This window comes from Bradyrhizobium sp. WSM2793 (genome assembly GCF_000379585.1).
GTDB lineage: Bacteria > Pseudomonadota > Alphaproteobacteria > Rhizobiales > Xanthobacteraceae > Bradyrhizobium.
Map to the genome: position 1 here is coordinate 127439 of NZ_KB902773.1, position 18780 is coordinate 146218.

Annotated in this window: 15 protein-coding genes; 10 read left to right on the forward strand and 5 right to left on the reverse strand. The window is 65.8% G+C overall.

The features are described 5' to 3' along the window. Positions 1–14 precede the first annotated feature (14 nt). Positions 15–866, forward strand: a complete 852-nt coding sequence (locus A3AS_RS0108775; RefSeq protein ID WP_018317226.1) for a MaoC family dehydratase N-terminal domain-containing protein — start codon at positions 15–17, stop codon at positions 864–866. A gap of 175 nt (positions 867–1041) precedes the next feature. Continuing rightward, a complete protein-coding gene (gene mdlC, locus A3AS_RS0108780) occupies positions 1042–2676 on the forward strand; it encodes a benzoylformate decarboxylase (protein WP_018317227.1) in 1635 nt (544 codons plus the stop codon). Between the two features lie 210 nt (positions 2677–2886). Here the strand turns inward: mdlC and A3AS_RS0108785 are convergent, their stop codons facing one another. Beyond that, positions 2887–3663: an SDR family NAD(P)-dependent oxidoreductase gene (locus A3AS_RS0108785; protein WP_018317228.1), complete on the reverse strand. Its 777-nt coding sequence runs from the start codon at positions 3661–3663 to the stop codon at positions 2887–2889. 75 nt (positions 3664–3738) lie between these two features. Here A3AS_RS0108785 and A3AS_RS43325 point away from each other — a divergent pair, with 75 nt between their 5' ends. After that, complete coding sequence (locus A3AS_RS43325; protein ID WP_084674807.1) at positions 3739–4197, forward strand: MarR family winged helix-turn-helix transcriptional regulator; 459 nt, start codon at positions 3739–3741, stop codon at positions 4195–4197. Positions 4198–4390: 193 nt separating this feature from the next. On the opposite strand, the gene A3AS_RS0108795 is transcribed toward A3AS_RS43325, so the two are convergent. Both A3AS_RS0108795 and A3AS_RS0108800 read right to left on the reverse strand, forming a co-directional pair. Further along, complete coding sequence (locus A3AS_RS0108795; protein ID WP_018317230.1) at positions 4391–5185, reverse strand: SDR family oxidoreductase; 795 nt, start codon at positions 5183–5185, stop codon at positions 4391–4393. Between the two features lie 54 nt (positions 5186–5239). Continuing rightward, entirely contained in the window at positions 5240–5935 is a 696-nt protein-coding gene (locus tag A3AS_RS0108800; protein WP_018317231.1) for a hemolysin III family protein, read from the reverse strand. A 178-nt stretch (positions 5936–6113) separates the two neighbouring features. Here A3AS_RS0108800 and A3AS_RS0108805 point away from each other — a divergent pair, with 178 nt between their 5' ends. Both A3AS_RS0108805 and A3AS_RS0108810 read left to right on the forward strand, forming a co-directional pair. Beyond that, positions 6114–7583 (forward strand): YcjX family protein, encoded by a 1470-nt coding sequence (locus A3AS_RS0108805; protein ID WP_018317232.1) that lies wholly within the window; start codon positions 6114–6116, stop codon positions 7581–7583. Beyond that, the gene (locus A3AS_RS0108810; RefSeq protein ID WP_018317233.1) at positions 7580–8608 is read left to right on the forward strand and encodes a YcjF family protein; all 1029 of its coding nucleotides are present in this window, start codon (positions 7580–7582) and stop codon (positions 8606–8608) included. Before A3AS_RS0108805 ends, A3AS_RS0108810 begins: the two co-directional genes overlap by 4 nt. A gap of 125 nt (positions 8609–8733) precedes the next feature. On the opposite strand, the gene A3AS_RS0108815 is transcribed toward A3AS_RS0108810, so the two are convergent. Continuing rightward, positions 8734–10341, reverse strand: a complete 1608-nt coding sequence (locus A3AS_RS0108815) for a glycosyltransferase family 39 protein (RefSeq protein WP_049814831.1) — start codon at positions 10339–10341, stop codon at positions 8734–8736. Positions 10342–10640: 299 nt separating this feature from the next. Between A3AS_RS0108815 and A3AS_RS0108820 the strand changes: the two genes are divergently transcribed. The 4 genes from A3AS_RS0108820 (at position 10641) to A3AS_RS0108835 (ending at position 14729) form a co-directional block, all read left to right on the forward strand. Further along, positions 10641–12374: an adenylate/guanylate cyclase domain-containing protein gene (locus A3AS_RS0108820; RefSeq protein WP_018317235.1), complete on the forward strand. Its 1734-nt coding sequence runs from the start codon at positions 10641–10643 to the stop codon at positions 12372–12374. Between the two features lie 348 nt (positions 12375–12722). Further along, positions 12723–13922 carry a molybdopterin-dependent oxidoreductase gene (locus A3AS_RS0108825; protein WP_018317236.1) on the forward strand — a complete coding sequence of 400 codons (1200 nt, stop codon included), beginning with the start codon at positions 12723–12725 and terminating at the stop codon, positions 13920–13922. Positions 13923–13934: 12 nt separating this feature from the next. Then, positions 13935–14243, forward strand: a complete 309-nt coding sequence (locus A3AS_RS0108830) for a sulfite:cytochrome C oxidoreductase subunit B (protein WP_026201815.1) — start codon at positions 13935–13937, stop codon at positions 14241–14243. A 285-nt stretch (positions 14244–14528) separates the two neighbouring features. Continuing rightward, entirely contained in the window at positions 14529–14729 is a 201-nt protein-coding gene (locus A3AS_RS0108835; RefSeq protein ID WP_008134691.1) for a cold-shock protein, read from the forward strand. A 168-nt stretch (positions 14730–14897) separates the two neighbouring features. Here the strand turns inward: A3AS_RS0108835 and A3AS_RS0108840 are convergent, their stop codons facing one another. After that, on the reverse strand, positions 14898–15359 hold the full coding sequence (locus A3AS_RS0108840; protein WP_018317238.1) for an Lrp/AsnC ligand binding domain-containing protein: 462 nt from the start codon (positions 15357–15359) through the stop codon (positions 14898–14900). 113 nt (positions 15360–15472) lie between these two features. On the opposite strand from A3AS_RS0108840, the gene putA reads away from it, so the two are divergent. Then, on the forward strand, positions 15473–18472 hold the full coding sequence (gene putA / locus A3AS_RS0108845) for a bifunctional proline dehydrogenase/L-glutamate gamma-semialdehyde dehydrogenase PutA (protein WP_018317239.1): 3000 nt from the start codon (positions 15473–15475) through the stop codon (positions 18470–18472). Positions 18473–18780: the final 308 nt, after the last annotated feature.

The following is an 18780-nucleotide window of genomic DNA, read 5'->3' on the forward strand; positions in this document are numbered from 1 at the left end:
AAGAGCGAGGCGTCATGACCGAGAAGCTCGACATCGATCATTTGCGGCAATGGATCGGCCGCAGCACCGAGGCTACCGACATCGTCACCGCGCAACTCGTCATGGGCCTGCGCGCGACGCTGTTCCAGGACGTCGGCGAGCCCAAAAAGGGTGACGCCGCGCCGTTCACGGTGCATTGGTGCCTGGCGCAGCCGGTGTTTCCGATGTCGATGCTAGGGCCCGACGGCCACCCGACCCGCGGCGGCTTCCTGCCGCCGGTGCCGCTGCCGCGCCGGATGTGGGCCGGCGGCGAGATCGAGTTCCTGCAGCCGCTGCAGGTCGGCGATGAATCGACGCGGACCTCGCGCATCGCCGACGTACAGGTGAAAACGGGCTCGACCGGCACGCTGTGCTTCGTCTCGGTCGAGCACAGTATCTCCTCGCCGCGCGGCGTTGCCATCCGCGAGCGGCAGGACATCGTCTATCGCGAGATGACGAGCAACGCGCCCGCTGGCGCCAAGGCCCCGCCTCCGCCGCCGACGGCGCAGCATCGCGAGACCCATGTCTCCGATCCCGTGCTGCTGTTTCGTTATTCGGCGCTGACCTTCAACGGCCACCGCATCCATTACGACCGCGACTACGTCACCAAGGTCGAGGGTTATCCGGGCCTGATCTTCCACGGCCCGCTACAGGCGGCGCTGATCATCGAGATGGCTGCGAAGCTGCACGGCGGCAAGGCGCCGAAGAAGTTTTCGTATCGCGGCCTGCAGCCGCTGTTCGAGGGCACGGAGTTTTCGGTCAACGCCAACGAGACCGCGGATGGCATGGAGCTGTGGACCGCGAATGCGGAGGGGCAGCCGACGATGAAGGGGACGGCGGTGTGGTGACGGCCTCTCCTCGTCATTGCGAATGTAATGACGATGTAGGAAGTTAGACCCTCAGCCTGAGGAGCGCGCCTCTTCGCGCGCGTCTCGAAGGGCGAGGCCACCAGCCGGGCCTTCATCCTTCGAGACGCGCGAAGACGCGCTCCTCAGGATGAGGAATTGAGAAGGGACGGAAACCATGGCCAAGAACGGCAAGCCCGGCAGCAAGACCGGCAGCAAGTCCGTCACCGTCAAGCAGGCGACGCTCGACCTGCTGCGCTCGTTCGGCATCGACAGGGTTTTCGGCAACCCTGGTTCAACCGAGCTGCCGTTCCTCAGCGACTGGCCCGATGACATCGACTACGTGCTGGCGCTGCAGGAAGCCTCCGCCGTCGGCATGGCCGACGGCTACGCGCAAGCGACCCGCAATGCCGCCTTCGTCAATCTGCATTCGGCCGCCGGCGTCGGCAATGCGCTCGGCAACATCTACACCGCGCATCGTAACCAGACGCCGCTCGTGATCACCGCGGGCCAGCAGGCGCGATCGATCCTGCCGCTGCAGGCCTTCCTTTATGCCGAGCGCGCATCGGAATTTCCGCGGCCTTACGTGAAATACAGCGTCGAACCGGCGCGGCCCGAGGACGTGCCGGCCGCGATCGCGCGCGCCTATTACACCGCGATGCAGCCGCCCTGCGGGCCGACCTTCGTCTCGATCCCGATCGACGACTGGGCCCATGCCTGCGCGCCGGTCGAGGCGCGCAAGGTCAGCCGCGAGACCGGCCCCGAGCCGGAGGCGATGAAGGCGCTGGCGGCCGCGCTCGGTTCGGCCAAGCACCCTGCCCTCGTCGTCGGCCCCGGCATCGACCGCGCCGGCGCGGTCGACCTGATGGTGCGCGTGGCCGAGAAGGCCAAGGCCAGCGTCTGGGTCAGCCCGTTCTCGGCGCGATGCTCGTTCCCCGAGCGGCACCCGCAGTTCGCCGGTTTCCTGCATGCCTCGCCGGCGCAGCTCTCCGACGCGCTGCGCGAGCACGACCTCGTCGTCGTCATCGGCGCGCCGGTGTTCACCTTCCATGTCGAGGGCCATGCCGCGATCTTCGATGGCGGCTCGACGATTTTTCAGATCACCGATGATGCGGATGCCGCGGCGGTCACGCCGGTCGGCACCAGCATCATCGCGACGATGAAGCCGGCACTGAGCACGCTGCTCGACCTGCTGCCGGAGACCAAACGCGCGGCGCCAAAGGGCCGCACGCTGTCGCCGGCGCCGCAGGCCGCCGATCCGCTGCCGGTCGAGTTCCTGCTGCATTCGCTGTCGCAGGCGATGCCCGACGGCACGTCGCTGGTCGAGGAAGTGCCCTCGCACCGGCCGGCGATGCAGAAATTCATGCCGATGCGCGGCCAGGACAGTTTTTACACCATGGCGAGCGGCGGCCTCGGCTATTCCCTGCCCGCCGCCGTCGGCATGGCGCTGGGCAAGCCGAAGCAGCGCACCGTGTGCCTGATCGGCGATGGTTCGGCGATGTACTCGATCCAGGCGCTGTGGACCGCCGCGCAGCGCAAGCTGCCGCTGACCATCGTCGTCATCAACAATTCCGGCTACGGCGCGATGCGCTCGTTCAGCCAGGTGATGCAGGTGCGCAACGTGCCCGGGCTGGAGCTGCCGGGCATCGATTTCGTCCGGCTCGCCGAAGGCATGGGCTGCCATGCGGTGCGGGTGAGCAAGGCGGCAGAGCTCGGCGAGGCGCTGAGGCAAGGGATGGCGTTTGAGGGCACGAGCCTGGTCGAGGTCGTCGTGGATTCGGCGGTGCCGGTACTGTACGGGCAGAAGCATTGATCTTGTCGTCCCTGGCTAGTGCGCAATTGCGCACGGGGCGCAGGAACCCATGCCGCGTGACCTATCGGTAAGGCGCGGTGTCAGTACCGCGGGCTAAAACTCGACCAGTCTTCGCCAAACTTCTCCCTGGGGTTATGGGTCCCCGCGCCCCGTGCGCAATTGCGCACTAGGCGGGGACGACACTGAGCTTGTTGCGCCACCGTCCAAAAACTACGACGCCAAAAACCCCCCGTCCGCCGCGAGCACGTGCCCAACCACATAGGATGACGCATCGGATGCCAACCACACCACGGCTTCCGCCACCTCCTCCGGATTCCCCATCCGCCGCAACGGCAGGCCGGCGCTGACGGTTGCGACATCGCCGACGCCGGCGCGCAGCATCATGTCGGTGACGACGCGGCCCGGCGCGATGGCGTTGATGCGGATGCCGCGCGGGGCGTTCTCCAGCGCGGCCGAGCGCGTCAGTGAGATCGCGGCGGCCTTCGAGGCCGAATAGAGCGAGAAGCCGGGGTTGGGATTGCGCACGCCGCTGACAGAAGCGTTGACGACGATGCTGCCGCGGCCCTGCGCCAGCATCGCCGGCAGCTGATGGCGCAGGCACAGGAACAGCGCGCGGACATTGGTGTCGAACACGCTGTCGTAAATATCAGTGCCCTGCTCTTCCAGCGGCGCGCGGCGCTCCTGGAAGCCGGCATTGTTGAAGGCGACGTCGAGCCTGCCGCAACGTTCAATGGCGGTGCCGACGAGGCGCGCGACGTCGTCCTCGCGCGTGATGTCGGTCTTGAGCGGGATCGCCTCCGCGCCGAGTTCGCGGCATGAAGCGGCGGTGGCCTCGATCTCGGCCTCGCGCCGTCCCGCCACGATGATCGCCTCGGCGCCTTCGGTCGCCATCCGCAACGCTGTGGCGCGGCCGATGCCGCTGCCGCCGCCCGTGACGAGGCAGACCTTGCCATTCATCCGCTGACCTGCCGGCAAAGCTCCGCTCATGGCTCACTCCAAAACGCTTGCGCGCGCCGCTGCGCGCATATAGTTGTATGATACAACTATATGCCGGGAGTCAAGATGGCCGAGCTTGCGCTGATCGACGACATTCGCGCCGCCTCGCGGTTGATGGTGCGCGAGCTCGGCTTCATGGATGCGACGGTGGCGGCCTCGGACTATCCGCCGTCGGCCGTGCACACCATCCTGGAGATCGGCATCCGCGGTCCGATGACCTCAGCCGAGCTCGGCGATTTCCTGCGGCTGGAGAAGTCCAGCGTCAGCCGCCTGGTGCGCAAGCTGATCGACTGCGGCGAGCTCAGGGAGACGCCCGATGAGAATGATGCCCGCAGCAAGCTATTGTCGCTGACGGTGAAGGGCCGGCGCACGCTGGAGGCGCTGCACGCGTTCGGCCGGCAGCAGGTCCGCGGCGCGCTGGCGGTGCTGACGGCGGCGGAACAGCGCACCGTGCGCGAGGGCATGATGCTCTATGCGCGGGCGTTGCGGGCAAGCCGGGGGGAGGATGAAGCGTTGCCTCCGTAACCACCGGTGTCGTCCCTGCGAACGCAGGGACCCATACCGCGTGATTGATCCGTAAAGCGCAGGTGTCAGTACCGCGCGCAAGAACATCTACCAGTCTTCGCCAAACTTCTCCCTGTGGTTATGGGTCCCTGCTTTCGCAGGGACGACCGCGAGTGTTTGGCGCGTGTGTGCCTCAATCGCACCGACATCACGGCTACTTCCCGAACTCCTCCCGCATCTTCGCCTGGATCTTGGCCATGCCGCCGATCCAGCGATCGTAATTCTCGGTCTTCTTGCGCATATAGCCGAGCACTTGCGGATGCGGCAGGATCAGGAACGTCTCCTGCTCGAGGCCGGCGAGCACGTCTTTCGCCACCTGCTCCGGCGTGAGATCGCCGTCGCCGGATTGCGGGCCCTTCGGGATCGAGCGCAGCATGTTGGTGTCGACGCCCTGCGGGCAGAGGATCGAGACCTTGATGTTGTCAGCCTTGTGCGAGATCGCGAGATTCTCGGCAAAGCCGACCGCGGCGTGCTTGGTGGTGGAATAAGCGGGGCTGCCGACCTGCGACAGCAGGCCCGCGGCCGAGATGGTGTTGAGGAAATAGCCGCCACCGCGCGCCTTCATGCGCGGGATCAGATGCCGCGCCGCATAGACATGGGCCATGACGTGGATCGCCCAGCTGCGCTGCCACGGTTCATCCGAGGCGCCGCCGGCATTGACCGACATCGGATCGAAGCCGCCGCCGATGCCGGCGTTGGAGCAGAACAGGGCGATGGGGCCGAACTGCCGCTCGGTCTCCTCGATGACGTGCGAGATGTCTTTCTCCTGCGCGACATCGCATTTGAAGGCCGCGCCATCCACCATGGCCGCGACCGCCCTCGCATTGGCGGCGTCCATATCCGCGACGACGACCTTGGCTGCGCCCGCATTGTAAAACGCCTCGCACAGCGCCTTGCCGATGCCGTTTGCGCCGCCCGTGACGACCACGACCTTGCCGGTCACCTGCATGCGACGTCTCCTCTTGTCTTATACCGCTTCCTGGAAGACCCCTTTGGGTCTTGCTCAGCTCAACATGAGGTCGAGCACCGCAGTATAATGGCACGCCGCGCCGGCCAACACAAAGCCGTGCCAGATCGCATTCTGAAAGCGCAGCCGCCGCCAGGCATGGAAGATCACGCCAAAGCTGTAGAGCAGTCCGCCTGCAAGGATGAAGCCCAGCACCAGCGCGGGCAGCGCCCGGACCACGGCGTCGTAGAGCATCACGCCGCTCCAGCCCATCGCGAGATAGATGCCGACCGAGACGCGGTCGAACCGGCCGGGATAAAAGAGCTTCAGCACGATGCCGAGGATGGCGACGCACCAGACGCCGGCGAGCAGCACCAGCGCGAATCCGCTGTCCTTCACCTCGAGGATGAACGGCGTATAGGTCGCCGCGATCAGCAGATAGATCGCGGAGTGGTCGAACCGCCGCAGCAGCCATTTGGCCGGCGACACCGGCCAGAGATTATAAGTTGCCGACAGCACCAGCATCGAGAGCAGGCCGGCGACATAGATCGAGACGCCGACGATGTCGATCGTATTGGCATAGACCACCGTCAGCACCACCAGCACGGTCGCGGCGATGATGCCGAAGAGGACGCCGATCGCGTGGATGACGCCGTCGGCGATCAGCTCGGCGCGGTCGTAATTCCAGCCGATCACGTCCGCTGCGGCGTGGACGGAGGTGGATGCGAACTCTTTCAGTTGGAAGACGGTCATGGCAATCCGCAAGATGAGGCAATGTCCTCTTGTATGGGTCTTTCGGGATCGGCGCGTCGTTCAAACGGCTGATTTTCCGACAAAGACGGTGGAAGTATGGAGCTTGATTTTCTTCACGCAATTGCCACTTTTGTGATCGGTCACACAGTCCCGCCGCCCCCGATCCATTAACGTTCATATGGCATTCAGTTTCCAGGATATGGTCGAAGAAGCGCGCTTGTCCGCGCAGGCGCTGATCGACTACGGCGAGCACTTCTTCAACCCGACGGTGCGGTTAGGCGTTACCGGCCTGTCGCGGGCCGGCAAGACCGTGTTCATCACCGCGCTGATCCACGGCCTCACCCGCGGCGGCCGGTTTCCGGTGTTCGACGCTTACGCCTCGGGCCGGATCGCGCGCGCGCATCTGGCGCCGCAGCCCGACGACGCCGTGCCGCGTTTTGCATATGAGAGCCATCTGCGCGCGCTGGTAGAGGAGCGACGCTGGCCGAACTCGACCGTCGACATCAGCGAGCTCAGGCTCGTCATCGACTATCAGCGCCCGAACGGCGCCGATCGCACGCTGACCCTCGACATCGTCGACTATCCCGGCGAGTGGTTGCTCGACCTGCCGCTGCTGCAGAAGAGCTTTGAGCAATGGTCGGCGGAGAGCCTTGCGCTGTCGCGCGAGGCGCCGCGCGCGCATCTCGCCAGCGAATGGCACGCGCATCTGGCAACGCTCAAGCCCGACGCGCGCGAGGACGAGCAGGCGACGCTGACGGCCGCAAGTCTCTTCACCGACTATTTGCGCGCCTGCCGCGACGAGCGCTTTGCGATGAGCCTGTTGCCGCCCGGCCGCTTCCTGATGCCCGGCAATCTCGCAGGCTCCCCGGCACTGACCTTCGCGCCGCTCGACGTGCCGATCGGCGGGCAGGCGCCGGAGGGATCGCTGTGGGCGATGATGGTGCGCCGCTTCGAGGCCTACAAGGACGTCGTGGTGCGGCCGTTCTTTAGGGATCATTTTGCCCGGCTCGATCGCCAGATCGTGCTGGCCGACGCACTGTCCGCGTTCAACTCCGGACCCGAGGCGCTGCACGATCTCGAAGCCGCCCTCGCCGGCATTCTCGATTGCTTCAACATCGGCCGCAGCACGTTTCTCTCCAGCCTGTTCCGCCCGCGCATCGACCGCATCCTGTTTGCGGCGACCAAGGCCGACCATCTGCACCATTCCAGCCACGACCGGCTCGAGGCCGTGCTGCGCCGCGCCGTCTCGGGCGCCGTTGCGCGCGCGGAAAATACCGGCGCGGCGATCGACGTGGTGGCGCTCGCCGCGGTGCGTGCCACACGAGAAGCCCAAGTCGCGCGCGGCCGCGACAAATTGCCGTCGATCCTGGGAACACCGGCCGCGGGCGAAAGCGCCGGCGGTGAATTCTTCGACGGCAACACGGAAGTAGCGACCTTTCCGGGCGATTTGCCGCTGGATCCCGAGCCGCTGTTCAACGGCAATGCCGCGTTCCGCGGCCTCGCAACCGAGACCGCCGGGACAAGCGATTTCCGCTTCCTGCGCTTCCGTCCGCCCACACTCGACCGCGAGGGCACCGAGCCGCCGACGCTGCCTCACATTCGCCTCGACCGTACCTTGCAGTTCCTGATCGGAGACAAGCTCGCATGAACGACCGATCGAAGCCACGGCGGCCGGCGACGTTCCGGCTCGACGATCCCGGCGTCGTCGTCACCGAAGCCGACGAGACGGCACGGCTTGGCCGCGCCACGATCCAGATCACGCCGGAGCACGATCCGCAGGCGCTGCCGGTGCCGATCGAGGCCGCGCGGCCGACGCGGCGCGGATTTCCCTGGGGTACGCTGTTCTGGTCAGGCCTCGCCGGGCTGACGCTGCTCGGCACCGGGCTCGGCGTGGTGCATCTGATCGAGGACCTGTTCGCGCGCAGCGAAACGCTCGGCTACTTCGGTCTCGCCTTTGCGCTCGTCACCGCGCTGGCGCTTGCGGTGGTGATCGGCCGCGAGGCACTCGGCCTGGCGCGGCTGGCGACGATCGAGCAGTTGCATGCGCGCGCCGCCGCGGTGCTCGCCAGCGACGACCGCAAGGAAAGCCGCGTCATCGTCCAGGATCTGCTCAAGCTCGCGCACCAGAATCCGCAGCTCGCACGCGCCCGCGCGACGCTGGAGAGTCACACCGGCGAGATCATCGACGGCGCCGACATGATCCGCCTCGCCGAGCGCGAGCTGATGTCGCCGCTGGATGCGGAGGCACGGCGGCTGGTATCATCGGCGGCGCAAAAGGTTTCGATCGTGACTGCGGTCTCGCCCCGTGCCGCGATCGACGTGCTGTTCGTGTTCGTCGCCGCACTGCGCCTGATCCGCCAGCTCGCTTATCTCTACGGCGGCCGCCCCGGCGCGCTCGGCATGATCCGCCTGCTCCGCCACGTCATCGCCCATCTCGCCATCACCGGCGGCATGGCCGCGAGCGACAGTCTGGTGCAGCAGATGCTCGGCCACGGTATCGCGGCAAAGCTGTCGCAGCGCTTGGGCGAAGGCGTGCTGAACGGATTGCTGACGGCACGGCTGGGACTGGCGGCAATCGCCGTCACAAGGCCGCTGCCGTTTGCGGCATTGCCGCCGCCGAAGCTGTCGGACCTCGCGACGGATCTGCTGCGGAAGAAGGACGAGGAAGAGTAGCGGCAAGACGGGTGAGGGCTCTCTCCGCAAGACCGGAATCGTAGGGTGGGCAAAGGCGCGCTTGCGCCGTGCCCACCATCTCTCTCGATCGCAAAGATGCGTGGGCACGCTTCGCTTTGCCCACCCTACGATACTGCCCGTGTGGAGAAATCACCCCACACCGCTCGCGCTGCGCGCACTCGCTTTTCAAACTCCCCCGCCAGCACCTTCCACCAAAACAGCGGCGAATCCTTCGGCGGTGACAACTCCGGCGTCCAATCGGTGAGCTTTTCGATCACATAGGTATCCGCGAGAACACCGCGCCAGCGGCGCTCGACTTCGCCGAGATGCTCGCGCTTGGCCGGGATGTTCTCCCACAGCGAAGACCGATTGTCCGGCTCGCGCCCGACATAGATGCCGGCATGGCCCTTGATCCGGTCCATGCCGGGATCGCGGAAATCCTGGAAGCGGCCGCGTTCGTTGATCTCGATGACGGGCACGCGGCCCCGGAACAGCCAGCGCATCATGGCGTAGGTGCGGTAGTCCGTCGTCGCGATCCAGGTCGCGCCGGTTTCGTCGAGCGCGGCCTGCGCGCGCGCGGCGACCTGCTCGTAGCCGGCTTCCGCGCCGATCGGGTCGATCTTGCCGAGCAGATTCCAGGGCGCGGCGACGTAATAGAGGAACACGATCACGACGAAGGCGATGCCGGAGACGACAGCGGTCTTGGCCCAGAACAGCGACGACCTCAGCATGCGTGGCGACCAATCCTCCTTCATCATCGCCGTGAGGTTCACGGCCGCAGCCGCGAAACCGACCGGCCACATGAACATCGGCCAGGTGTCGCCGACCCGAAGCGTGGTCGACTTAAAGAGGAAATAGGCGAACGGCACCAGCACCGCCGTCGACAAGAGAATTCCAACGGGCTCGCGCGTGCGATAGCCGCGCCATGCCGTCAGCACCAGGCCGGTCAGCACCACCGGCAGCATGACGAAGCCGACCAGGCCGAACTGCAGGCCGATGAAGTCACCGATGGTCCGCAGCGAGATGCCGTAATTGGCGGTGGCGCGTACCCCCTGGAAACGAAACGAGGCCCAGTCGTGCTGCGCGTTCCAGATCAGCACCGGCGAGAACACGGCGATTGCGACCAGCACCGCGAAATAAGGATAGGGGCTGCGCAGCCAGCGCCAGCGCCAATCCGGTACCAGCAGGAAGGCGGCAACCGCCGGAGCGAACATGATCGCAGTGAATTTCGACAGCATCGAGAGGCCGGCGAACAGACCGGACGCGAGCCACCAGCGTCCGTCGCCGCTTTGCGTCAGCCGCACCAGCGACCACATCATCGCCACCGCGAACGGGATCATGGCGACATCGGGCGCGACCTTGGCCATCAGCAGGCCGTAATAGAGCGCGGCTTCCGGCATCAGCACCGCGAACAATACGGCGCGCACATCATGGGTGAGGCGGCGGACAATGTCGGCGAGCAGGAGCTGCGTGACGAGCATCGCGACGATGCCGCCGAAGCGGACGCCGAGCGCGGTGTCGCCGAAGATCGTGGTTCCGAAACGGATCAGCCAGGCGATGCCCGGGGGGTGATCGAGGAAGCTCAGCGCCCCCTCCTTCGACCAGGTCCAGTAATAGGCCTCGTCGGTGCGCAGCTCGATCGCGGAGGCGTAGACGATGCGCAGCAGCGTCATCGCGGCGATGATTGCTACGGCCATGACGAGGGTACGACGCGAGGCGCCGCCGGAGGGCATGGTGATGTCAGGGGCTGTCGTCACGGCCGCGCTTTTCGCCAACCTGGGAGGGGGAGTCAATGCGGGGGGGATGGGCAAGCGGCGATCCAGCCTCAACGCGGACGCCTTAGGGTGCGCAAAGCGAAGCGTGCCCACCATCAGGATATGATAGAAAAACGGTGGGCACGGCGCGCAAGGGCGCGCCTTTGCCCACCCTACGATTTCGTAACCTTACCGCGCATGTGATCCCGCAACCTGTCCACATCGGGAATTAAACGCTACGCTGGCTGTTCTCCTTGGTGAACTGATACAACCGAATCATGGCCACCGCTGCTGCATCCATCTCCGAACTCGTCCGCGGGACCAGCGTGCGGCAGGTGCGGCTCGTCTGCGGCGTGATCCTGTTCTGTTATGTGATCAGCCATTTCCTCAACCACGCGCTCGGCAATATCTCGGTCGAGGCCATGGAGGCTGGGGTCTACTACCACACCGCCTTCTGGCAGTTTCTCCCCGTCTCGATCGTGTTCTACGGCGCCGCGCTCACGCATATGGGGCTCGGCATCTATGCGCTGTACCAGCGCCGGCAGTTCCGCTGGCGGACGGTCGAGCCGCTGCAGCTCGTGCTGGGCCTCAGCATCCCCGCACTGGTCATGGCGCACGTGGTCGGGGTGCGGCTCGGCTATACGCTGTACGATCACCAGAAGCTCTATCCGCAGGAGCTCTATCTGTTCTTCGTCGCAGCGCCCGGCCGGCTCTGGCAGATGACGATCCTGCTGCTCATTGCCTGGGTGCACGGCTGCATCGGAATTTATTTCTGGCTCCGCCTCAAGCCGTTCTTCACGCGCGCCGCGCCCTATCTGCTTGCCGCCGCGGTGCTGGTCCCGACGCTGTCGCTCCTCGGCATCTACCAGGGCGGCCGCAGCGTCGCGATCGAGGCCGATGACGGGGAATGGCGCACGCATAATCTCACCCGACGCCAGGTCGGCACGGTCGCGGAAGGCAACACGCTCGATCGCATCACCGGCGCCTTCACCATCACCTATTTTGGGCTGCTTGGCCTGGCGCTGGCGGCACGCGGCGTGCGGGCCTGGCGCGAGCGGCGCGGCGGCATGATCGCGCTGTCCTACGGCAACGGCAGGACGGTGCGGGTTCCCAAGGGCCTCTCCGTGCTGGAAGCGAGCCTGCGCCATAATCTGCCGCATGCCAGCGTCTGCGGCGGCCGCGCCCGCTGCTCGACCTGCCGCATCCGTGTCATCGGCGATCATGGCGTCCTGCCCGAGCCGTCGCAGCGCGAGGCCTTCGTGCTGACCCGCGTCGGCACCAACGACCCCTCGATCAGGCTGGCCTGCCAGCTGCGGCCGACGTCGGATCTCTCCTTCTTCCAGCTGTTCACCCCGCAAACGTCGTCGGCCAACGCGCAGGCCTCGGCGCCGGCGAGGGTCGGCCAGGAGCGCTATCTCGTCAGCCTGTTCGTGGACATGCGCGGCTCGACCCAGCTCGCCGAGAAGCGGCTGCCGTTCGACACCGTCTTCATCGTCAACCGCTTCCTCGGCGCGGTGTCGCAGGCCGTGATCGAGAATGGCGGCCAGCCGAACCAGTTCGTCGGCGACGGCATGCTGGCGCTGTTCGGGCTCACGGCCGATCCGCAAACCGCCTGCCGGCAGGCGCTGAAGGCTGCCAGCGGCATCGCCACGCATATCGACGAACTGAACCAGCTGTTGAGCCATGATCTGCGCCAGCCGATCCGCTTCGGCATCGGCATTCACGGCGGCGAGGTCATCATCGGCGACATCGGCTATCGCGATCACATCGTCTTCACGGCGCTGGGCGATGCCGTCAACGTCGCCGCCCGCCTGCAGGACATGACCAAGACGCTGGCCTGCGAGGCGATCGTCTCGGACGAAATCCGCAGCACGGCGGGCCTCACCGACGATACGCTGCCGCAACAGGAGGTCGCGATCCGCGGCCGCGACGAGCCGATGGCGGTGCGGGTCGTCGCGGATGCGCGGGAGCTGGCGGCGCTGGTCGATCGCAGCGAGCGCGTCGCAGCGTGATTTGTGAGCGACGCAGGCGGTGAGCTCCCTCCCCCGCTTGCGAGGGAGGGTTGGGGAGAGGGTGTCTCCGCAATGGGACACTCCCCTACAGGAGAAAGCCCTCACCCGCGCGCGCGACGATGCTTCGCATCGCCCGGGTCGCGACCTCTCCCGCAAGCGGGAGAGGTGCAGCGAGCGCGCGGCGACATTGAGACAACCAAAATCGTCCACGTAACACCGGCGTGCTGCAACGCAGCGGCATGGGCCTGCTGCGAAAGCACGAATTGACTTCGTTCAAATCGTTGCGACAGATGAGCGCGGCTCGCGGTGATGACCACAAGCCAACGAAAAGCTCCGGGAGGGGACCAGATGTTCGATCGACGCGACCTGCTCAAAGGAGCGGGGCTTGCCACACTCGCCGCCACACTGAATTCCACCAGGGCACTGGCACTCGATACCGTGACCCTGCCCTTCGCCAATGGCGAACGGCCGCTGGTGAAATATCCGCAGAAGCGAGCGATGATTGGGCTCACCAGCCGGCCGCCGCAGCTCGAGACGCCGTTCGCGATCTTCAACGACGGCCCGATCACGCCAAACAATGCGTTCTTCGTGCGCTATCACCTCTCGGACCTGCCCTACAATCTCGACCCCGACAAGTTCACGCTCGAGGTCAAGGGCAAGGTCGACAAGCCGCTGAAACTTTCGCTGAAAGACATCAGGAAGATGAAGGCGACCGAGATCGTCGCCGTCAACCAGTGCTCCGGCAATAGCCGCGGCTTCTTCGAGCCGCGCGTTGCCGGCGGCCAGCTCGCCAACGGAGCGATGGGCAATGCGCGCTGGCGCGGCGTGCCGCTGAAAGCGGTGCTGGAGATGGCCGGTGTGCAGAGCGGCGCCAAGCAGGTCACCTTCAACGGCATGGACGGGCCGGTCAGCGACAAGACGCCTGACTTCGTCAAGGCACTCGACATCGATCACGCCAGAGACGGCGAGGTGATGCTGGCCTATGGCATGAACGGCGAAGATTTGCCGTTCCTCAACGGCTTCCCGCTGCGCCTGATCGTGCCCGGCTATTACGGCACCTATTGGGTCAAGCACCTCAACGAGATCACCGTCATCGACAACGTCTATGACGGCTTCTGGATGAAGTCGGCCTATCGCATTCCTGATACGCCTGATAACGCGATCGAGCCCGGCACTACGCCGAAGGCGACGATCCCGATCAACCGCTTCACCATCCGCTCATTCATCACCAGCGTGCCTGATGGCGCCAGGTTGAAGGCCGGAGCTACGACCCTGCGCGGCATCGCCTTCGACGGCGGCAAGGGCATCAAGGAGGTCCAGGTCTCCATCGACGGCGGCAAGACCTGGACGAGCGCCAAGCTCGGCAAGGATCTCGGCAAATATTCGTTCCGTGAATGGAAGCTGCCGGTGAAGCTCGCAGCAGGCAGCGTTGAGCTCACGGTGCGTGCCACCGGCAATGGCGGCGAGACGCAGCCGGATACGCCGCGCTGGAACCCGGCGGGTTATCTACGCAACGTCGTCGAAACCGTCCGCGTCACCGTGGCCTGAGGGAGAATGACCATGCAGCGTACCGTTCTCCTCGCCATCACGCTCGCCCTCGCCACCGGTCTCGGCGCCGTGACCGCGGCCCCCGTCAACTACCAGCTTCCGGACGAGGTCGCCGCATTCAAGCCCGGGCCCAATCTCGAAGTGGTCCAGGGCAATTGCAGCGCCTGCCACTCGGCCGACTACATCAAGACGCAGCCGCCGATGAAGGACAAGAAAGGCTTCTGGCAGGCCGAGGTGACCAAGATGATCAAGGTCTATGGCGCGCCGATCGACGATGCCGATGTCGGCAAGATCGTCGATTACCTGGCCGCGACGTATTGAAGGACCGGAGCGCTTTCTCTTTACCCTCCCCTGGAGGGGGAGGGTAAGGAAGAGTGGCTGCTCGCTCCTTCTGTCTACAGTACATCCGCCGCGCTCCGGCCATTTGACCGCGAAACGGGCAAAACCGGCAAAAACGCCGCGAAGTTGAGCGGAATTCGGCAAAAGGCCGATGTGGTTTGAGCTACCAAGCCGGCCACATTCCGCGTATCCTGTTAGGACCGAACCGGCCGGTTGGCGGGGACTGGCGGTTCGAGATCTCGGAGGAAGACCCGCGGAGAAGTCGTGATGGCTAAAGGTACGGTCAAGTGGTTCAACCCGACGAAGGGTTATGGATTTATCCAGCCTGCGTCGGGCGGCAAGGATGTGTTCGTGCATATCTCGGCAGTGCAGAAAGCCGGTCTGTCGTCCCTGAACGAAGGACAGACGGTGGAATACGAAGAGATCGCAAACCGGGGCAAGACCTCCGCAGAGAACCTCAAAGTATAAGCCCGCCAGCTTTTGCTGCCTCCCGGACCCTTCCGGGAGCCGGGCCAAGAAAATTTTAGAAGACGGCCAGTGCATTCGACGACAGGCGTTGCGACTGCACACGGAGAGCTATTTCCCGCGAGGATCCTCGTTCAACGCCTCAGCAATGACAATCGCGACGGCACTTCGTCAGCCCACCGGTAACGGTGCGTCGCGCTTGATCTCCTCCATCACCGCATAGGTCCGCGTCTCGCGCACGCCCGGCATCGACAGCAGGGTCTCGCCGAGGAAGCGTCGATACGCCGCCATGTCGGCCAGCCGCGCCTTCACAAGATAGTCGAAGCCCCCGGCAACCATGTGACACTCCAGCACCTCGGGCGCGAGTTTCACCGCGCGCGCAAAACGTTCGAAATTGTCCGGCGTGGTCTTGTCGAGCAGCACCTCGACGAACACCAACAAACCGAGGCCGAGCCGGTGCGGGTTGAGCCGCGCGCCATAGCCTTCGACAAAGCCCTCGCGCTGCAAGCGCTTCAGCCGCTCGCCGATCGAGGTCGGCGACAGCCCGATGCGCTCGGCAAGCTCGACATTGGCGATGCGCCCATCCTCCTGCAAAATCGAGAGGATCTTCCGGTCGATTCGATCGAGTTCCATAGTTTATCAGGTCAGATCGCTTCTACTCTTCATTTTCTAAGGCAAATCGGCTAGATTGTCTATCGAACTACGGTCATGCGAGCCTTATCCTGGATTGAGCCACAGGACACGCCATGCCGAACATCCCACCGCCCTTCACCGCCGCCTACGCGCCCGATGATGCCGAGATCGCCGCGCGGCTGTTGCCGGCGTCGCATCTGTCCCCGCCACAGGAAGCCCGGATCGACCGCACTGCGACGCGGCTGATCGAGGCGATCCGCAAGCGCGACGACCGGCTCGGTGGGGTCGAGGACATGCTGCGGGAGTTTGCGCTCTCGACCAAGGAAGGGCTCGCGCTGATGGTGCTGGCGGAGGCACTGCTGCGCGTGCCGGATGCGCGCACTGCCGACCAGTTCATCGAGGACAAGCTCGGCGAGGGCGACTTCATCCACCACGAGACCAAGTCCACCGCGTTCCTGGTCAACGCCTCGGCCTGGGCGCTCGGCCTGTCGGCGCGGGTGATCCAGCCCGGCGAGACGCCCGACGGCACCATCGGCCGCCTCGTCAAGCGGCTGGGGGCGCCTGCGGTGCGCACCGCCACGCGCCAGGCGATGCGGCTGATGGGCAATCATTTCGTGCTGGGCGAGACCATCGAGCAGGCGCTGGAGCGGGGCAAGCCGCGCTCCGGCCAGAAGCCGCGCTATTCCTTCGACATGCTCGGCGAAGGCGCGCGCACGGCGGCGGATGCCAAGCGTTACTTCGATGCCTATGCGAGTGCGATCGAGACGATCGGCAAGGCTGCGGGTCCCCATCCCCTGCCCGACAGGCCCGGCATCTCGGTCAAGCTCTCGGCACTGCATCCGCGCTTCGAGGCGATCAGCCACGAGCGCGTGATGGCCGAACTGGTGCCGCTGCTGCTCGATCTCGCGCAGCGCGCCAAGGCACATGACCTCAACTTCACCGTCGATGCCGAGGAGGCCGACCGGCTGGAGCTGTCGCTCGACGTGATCGCGGCAACGCTCGCCGATCCCTCGCTGGCCGGCTGGGACGGATTTGGCCTCGCAATCCAAGCCTATCAGAAGCGCGCCAGCGCGGTGATCGACTATGTCGACGCGCTCGCCCGCGCGCATGACCGCAGGCTGATGGTGCGGCTGGTCAAGGGCGCCTATTGGGACACCGAGATCAAGCGCGCGCAGGAACGCGGGCTCGACGGGTATCCCGTGTTCACGCGCAAGGCGATGACGGATCTGAACTACGTCGCCTGCGCGACGAAGCTTTTGAGCTTGCGGCCGCGCATCTTCCCGCAATTCGCTACCCACAATGCGCTGACAGTCGCGACCGTGCTGGAACTCGCCGGAAAGAGCGGCGGGTTCGAATTCCAGCGCCTGCACGGCATGGGCGAAGCGCTGTACGAGCAGCTTGCCAAGGATCACCCCGAAATCGCTTACCGCACCTACGCGCCGGTCGGCAGCCATCGCGACCTGCTCGCCTATCTGGTGCGGCGTCTGCTGGAGAACGGCGCCAACTCGTCGTTCGTGGCGCAGGCCGCGGATTATCGCGTGCCTGTTACGGCGCTATTGCAGCGTCCGGCCGATGCCATCGTCCGACCGCAAGCGGCAGCGCATCCGAAAATCCCGTTGCCGGCCGATCTTTTCGCGCCGGAGCGGCGCAATTCGCGCGGCGTCGAATTCGGTGCGCGCGTCGCGCTCGATCATTTGCTCGCTGACGTCAAAGCCGAGGCGACCGATCTCGAGCCGATTGCGGACGCCACTCCGGATCAGGCGAATGCGGCGGTGGCCGCGGTACGCGCTGGCTTCGCCGCCTGGAGCCGGACGCCGGCGGCCACGCGCGCGGCGGCGCTGGAGCAAGCCGCGCATCTCCTGGAGAGCCGCAGCGCCCGCTTCATCGCGCTGCTGCAAAGCGAGGGCGGCAAGACGCTCGACGATTCGCTGTCGGAGCTGCGCGAGGCCGCCGATTTCTGCCGCTATTACGCTGCGCAAGGCCGCAAGCTGTTTGGCGGTGATGCCGCGATGCCGGGCCCGACCGGTGAGAGCAACGCGCTCGCGATGCGCGGCCGCGGCGTCTTCGTCGCGATCTCGCCGTGGAATTTTCCGCTGGCGATCTTCCTCGGCCAGGTCACGGCGGCGCTGATGGCCGGCAACAGCGTGGTGGCAAAGCCCGCCGAGCAGACCCCGCGCATCGCGCGCGAAGCTGTCGCCCTGCTGCACGAAGCTGGCATCCCGAAAGATGCGCTGCATCTCGTTGTCGGCGACGGCAAGATCGGTGCAGCCTTGACCGCGCACGTTGATATTGCCGGTGTCGTCTTCACCGGCTCGACCGAGGTCGCCCGCAGCATCAACCGGACGCTCGCCGCCAAGGATGGGCCGATCGTGCCGCTGATCGCGGAGACCGGCGGCATCAATGCCATGATCGCGGATGCAACCGCGCTGCCCGAGCAGGTCGCCGACGACGTCGTCACCTCGGCGTTCCGCTCCGCCGGCCAGCGTTGCTCGGCGCTGCGGCTCTTGTTCGTGCAGGAGGACGTCGCCGGCCGCATGATCGAGATGATCGCGGGCGCCGCGCGCGAGTTGAAAATCGGCGATCCCCGTGACGCCGCGACCCATGTCGGTCCGGTGATCGACGCGGAGGCCAAGCAGCGGCTGGACGCGCATATCGCGCGGATGAAGAGTGAGGCGAAGCTGCATTTTGCAGGCATGGCGCCGCGAGGCTGCTTCGTGGCACCGCACATCTTCGAGCTCAGGGACGCCGGCCAGCTCACCGAGGAGGTGTTCGGCCCGATCCTCCACGTCGTGCGGTACCGCGCCGAAAACCTCGAACGCGTGCTGCACGCGATCGAGCGCTCCGGTTACGGGCTCACCCTCGGCGTCCATTCCCGCATCGACGACACCATCGAAGCCATCATCGACCGCGTGCAGGTCGGCAACATCTACGTCAACCGCAACATGATCGGCGCCGTCGTCGGAGTGCAGCCGTTCGGCGGCAACGGCCTGTCCGGAACCGGCCCCAAGGCCGGCGGCCCGCACTACCTCGCCCGCTTCGCGACCGAGCAGACCGTGACGATCAACACGGCCGCGGCGGGCGGCAACGCGGCGTTGCTTGCGGGGGAGGAGTGAGCGGCAAGTCCGGATTCGGATCTCACAGTATCGCAATAGCAGTTCCGTCATCCTGAAGCGCAAGTGGCGCGATGCCAGGCATCGCGCCGGGAGCCTCGAAGGATGAACGGCCCCGATACAGCCGGGCCGTCGCCCTTCGAGGGCCGCTGAAGAAGCGGCCACCTCAGGGTGACGGGGATGGAATTAGCGCCCACCGGACGCACGCCGACCGCCGCAATGGGCCCTGCGCCGGGCGCCGTTGCATCCCGGCAAAACATCAGTCTAATTGCTCCATCACCTGCCCGCGCCAATTCCAGCGCGCGGGAAAC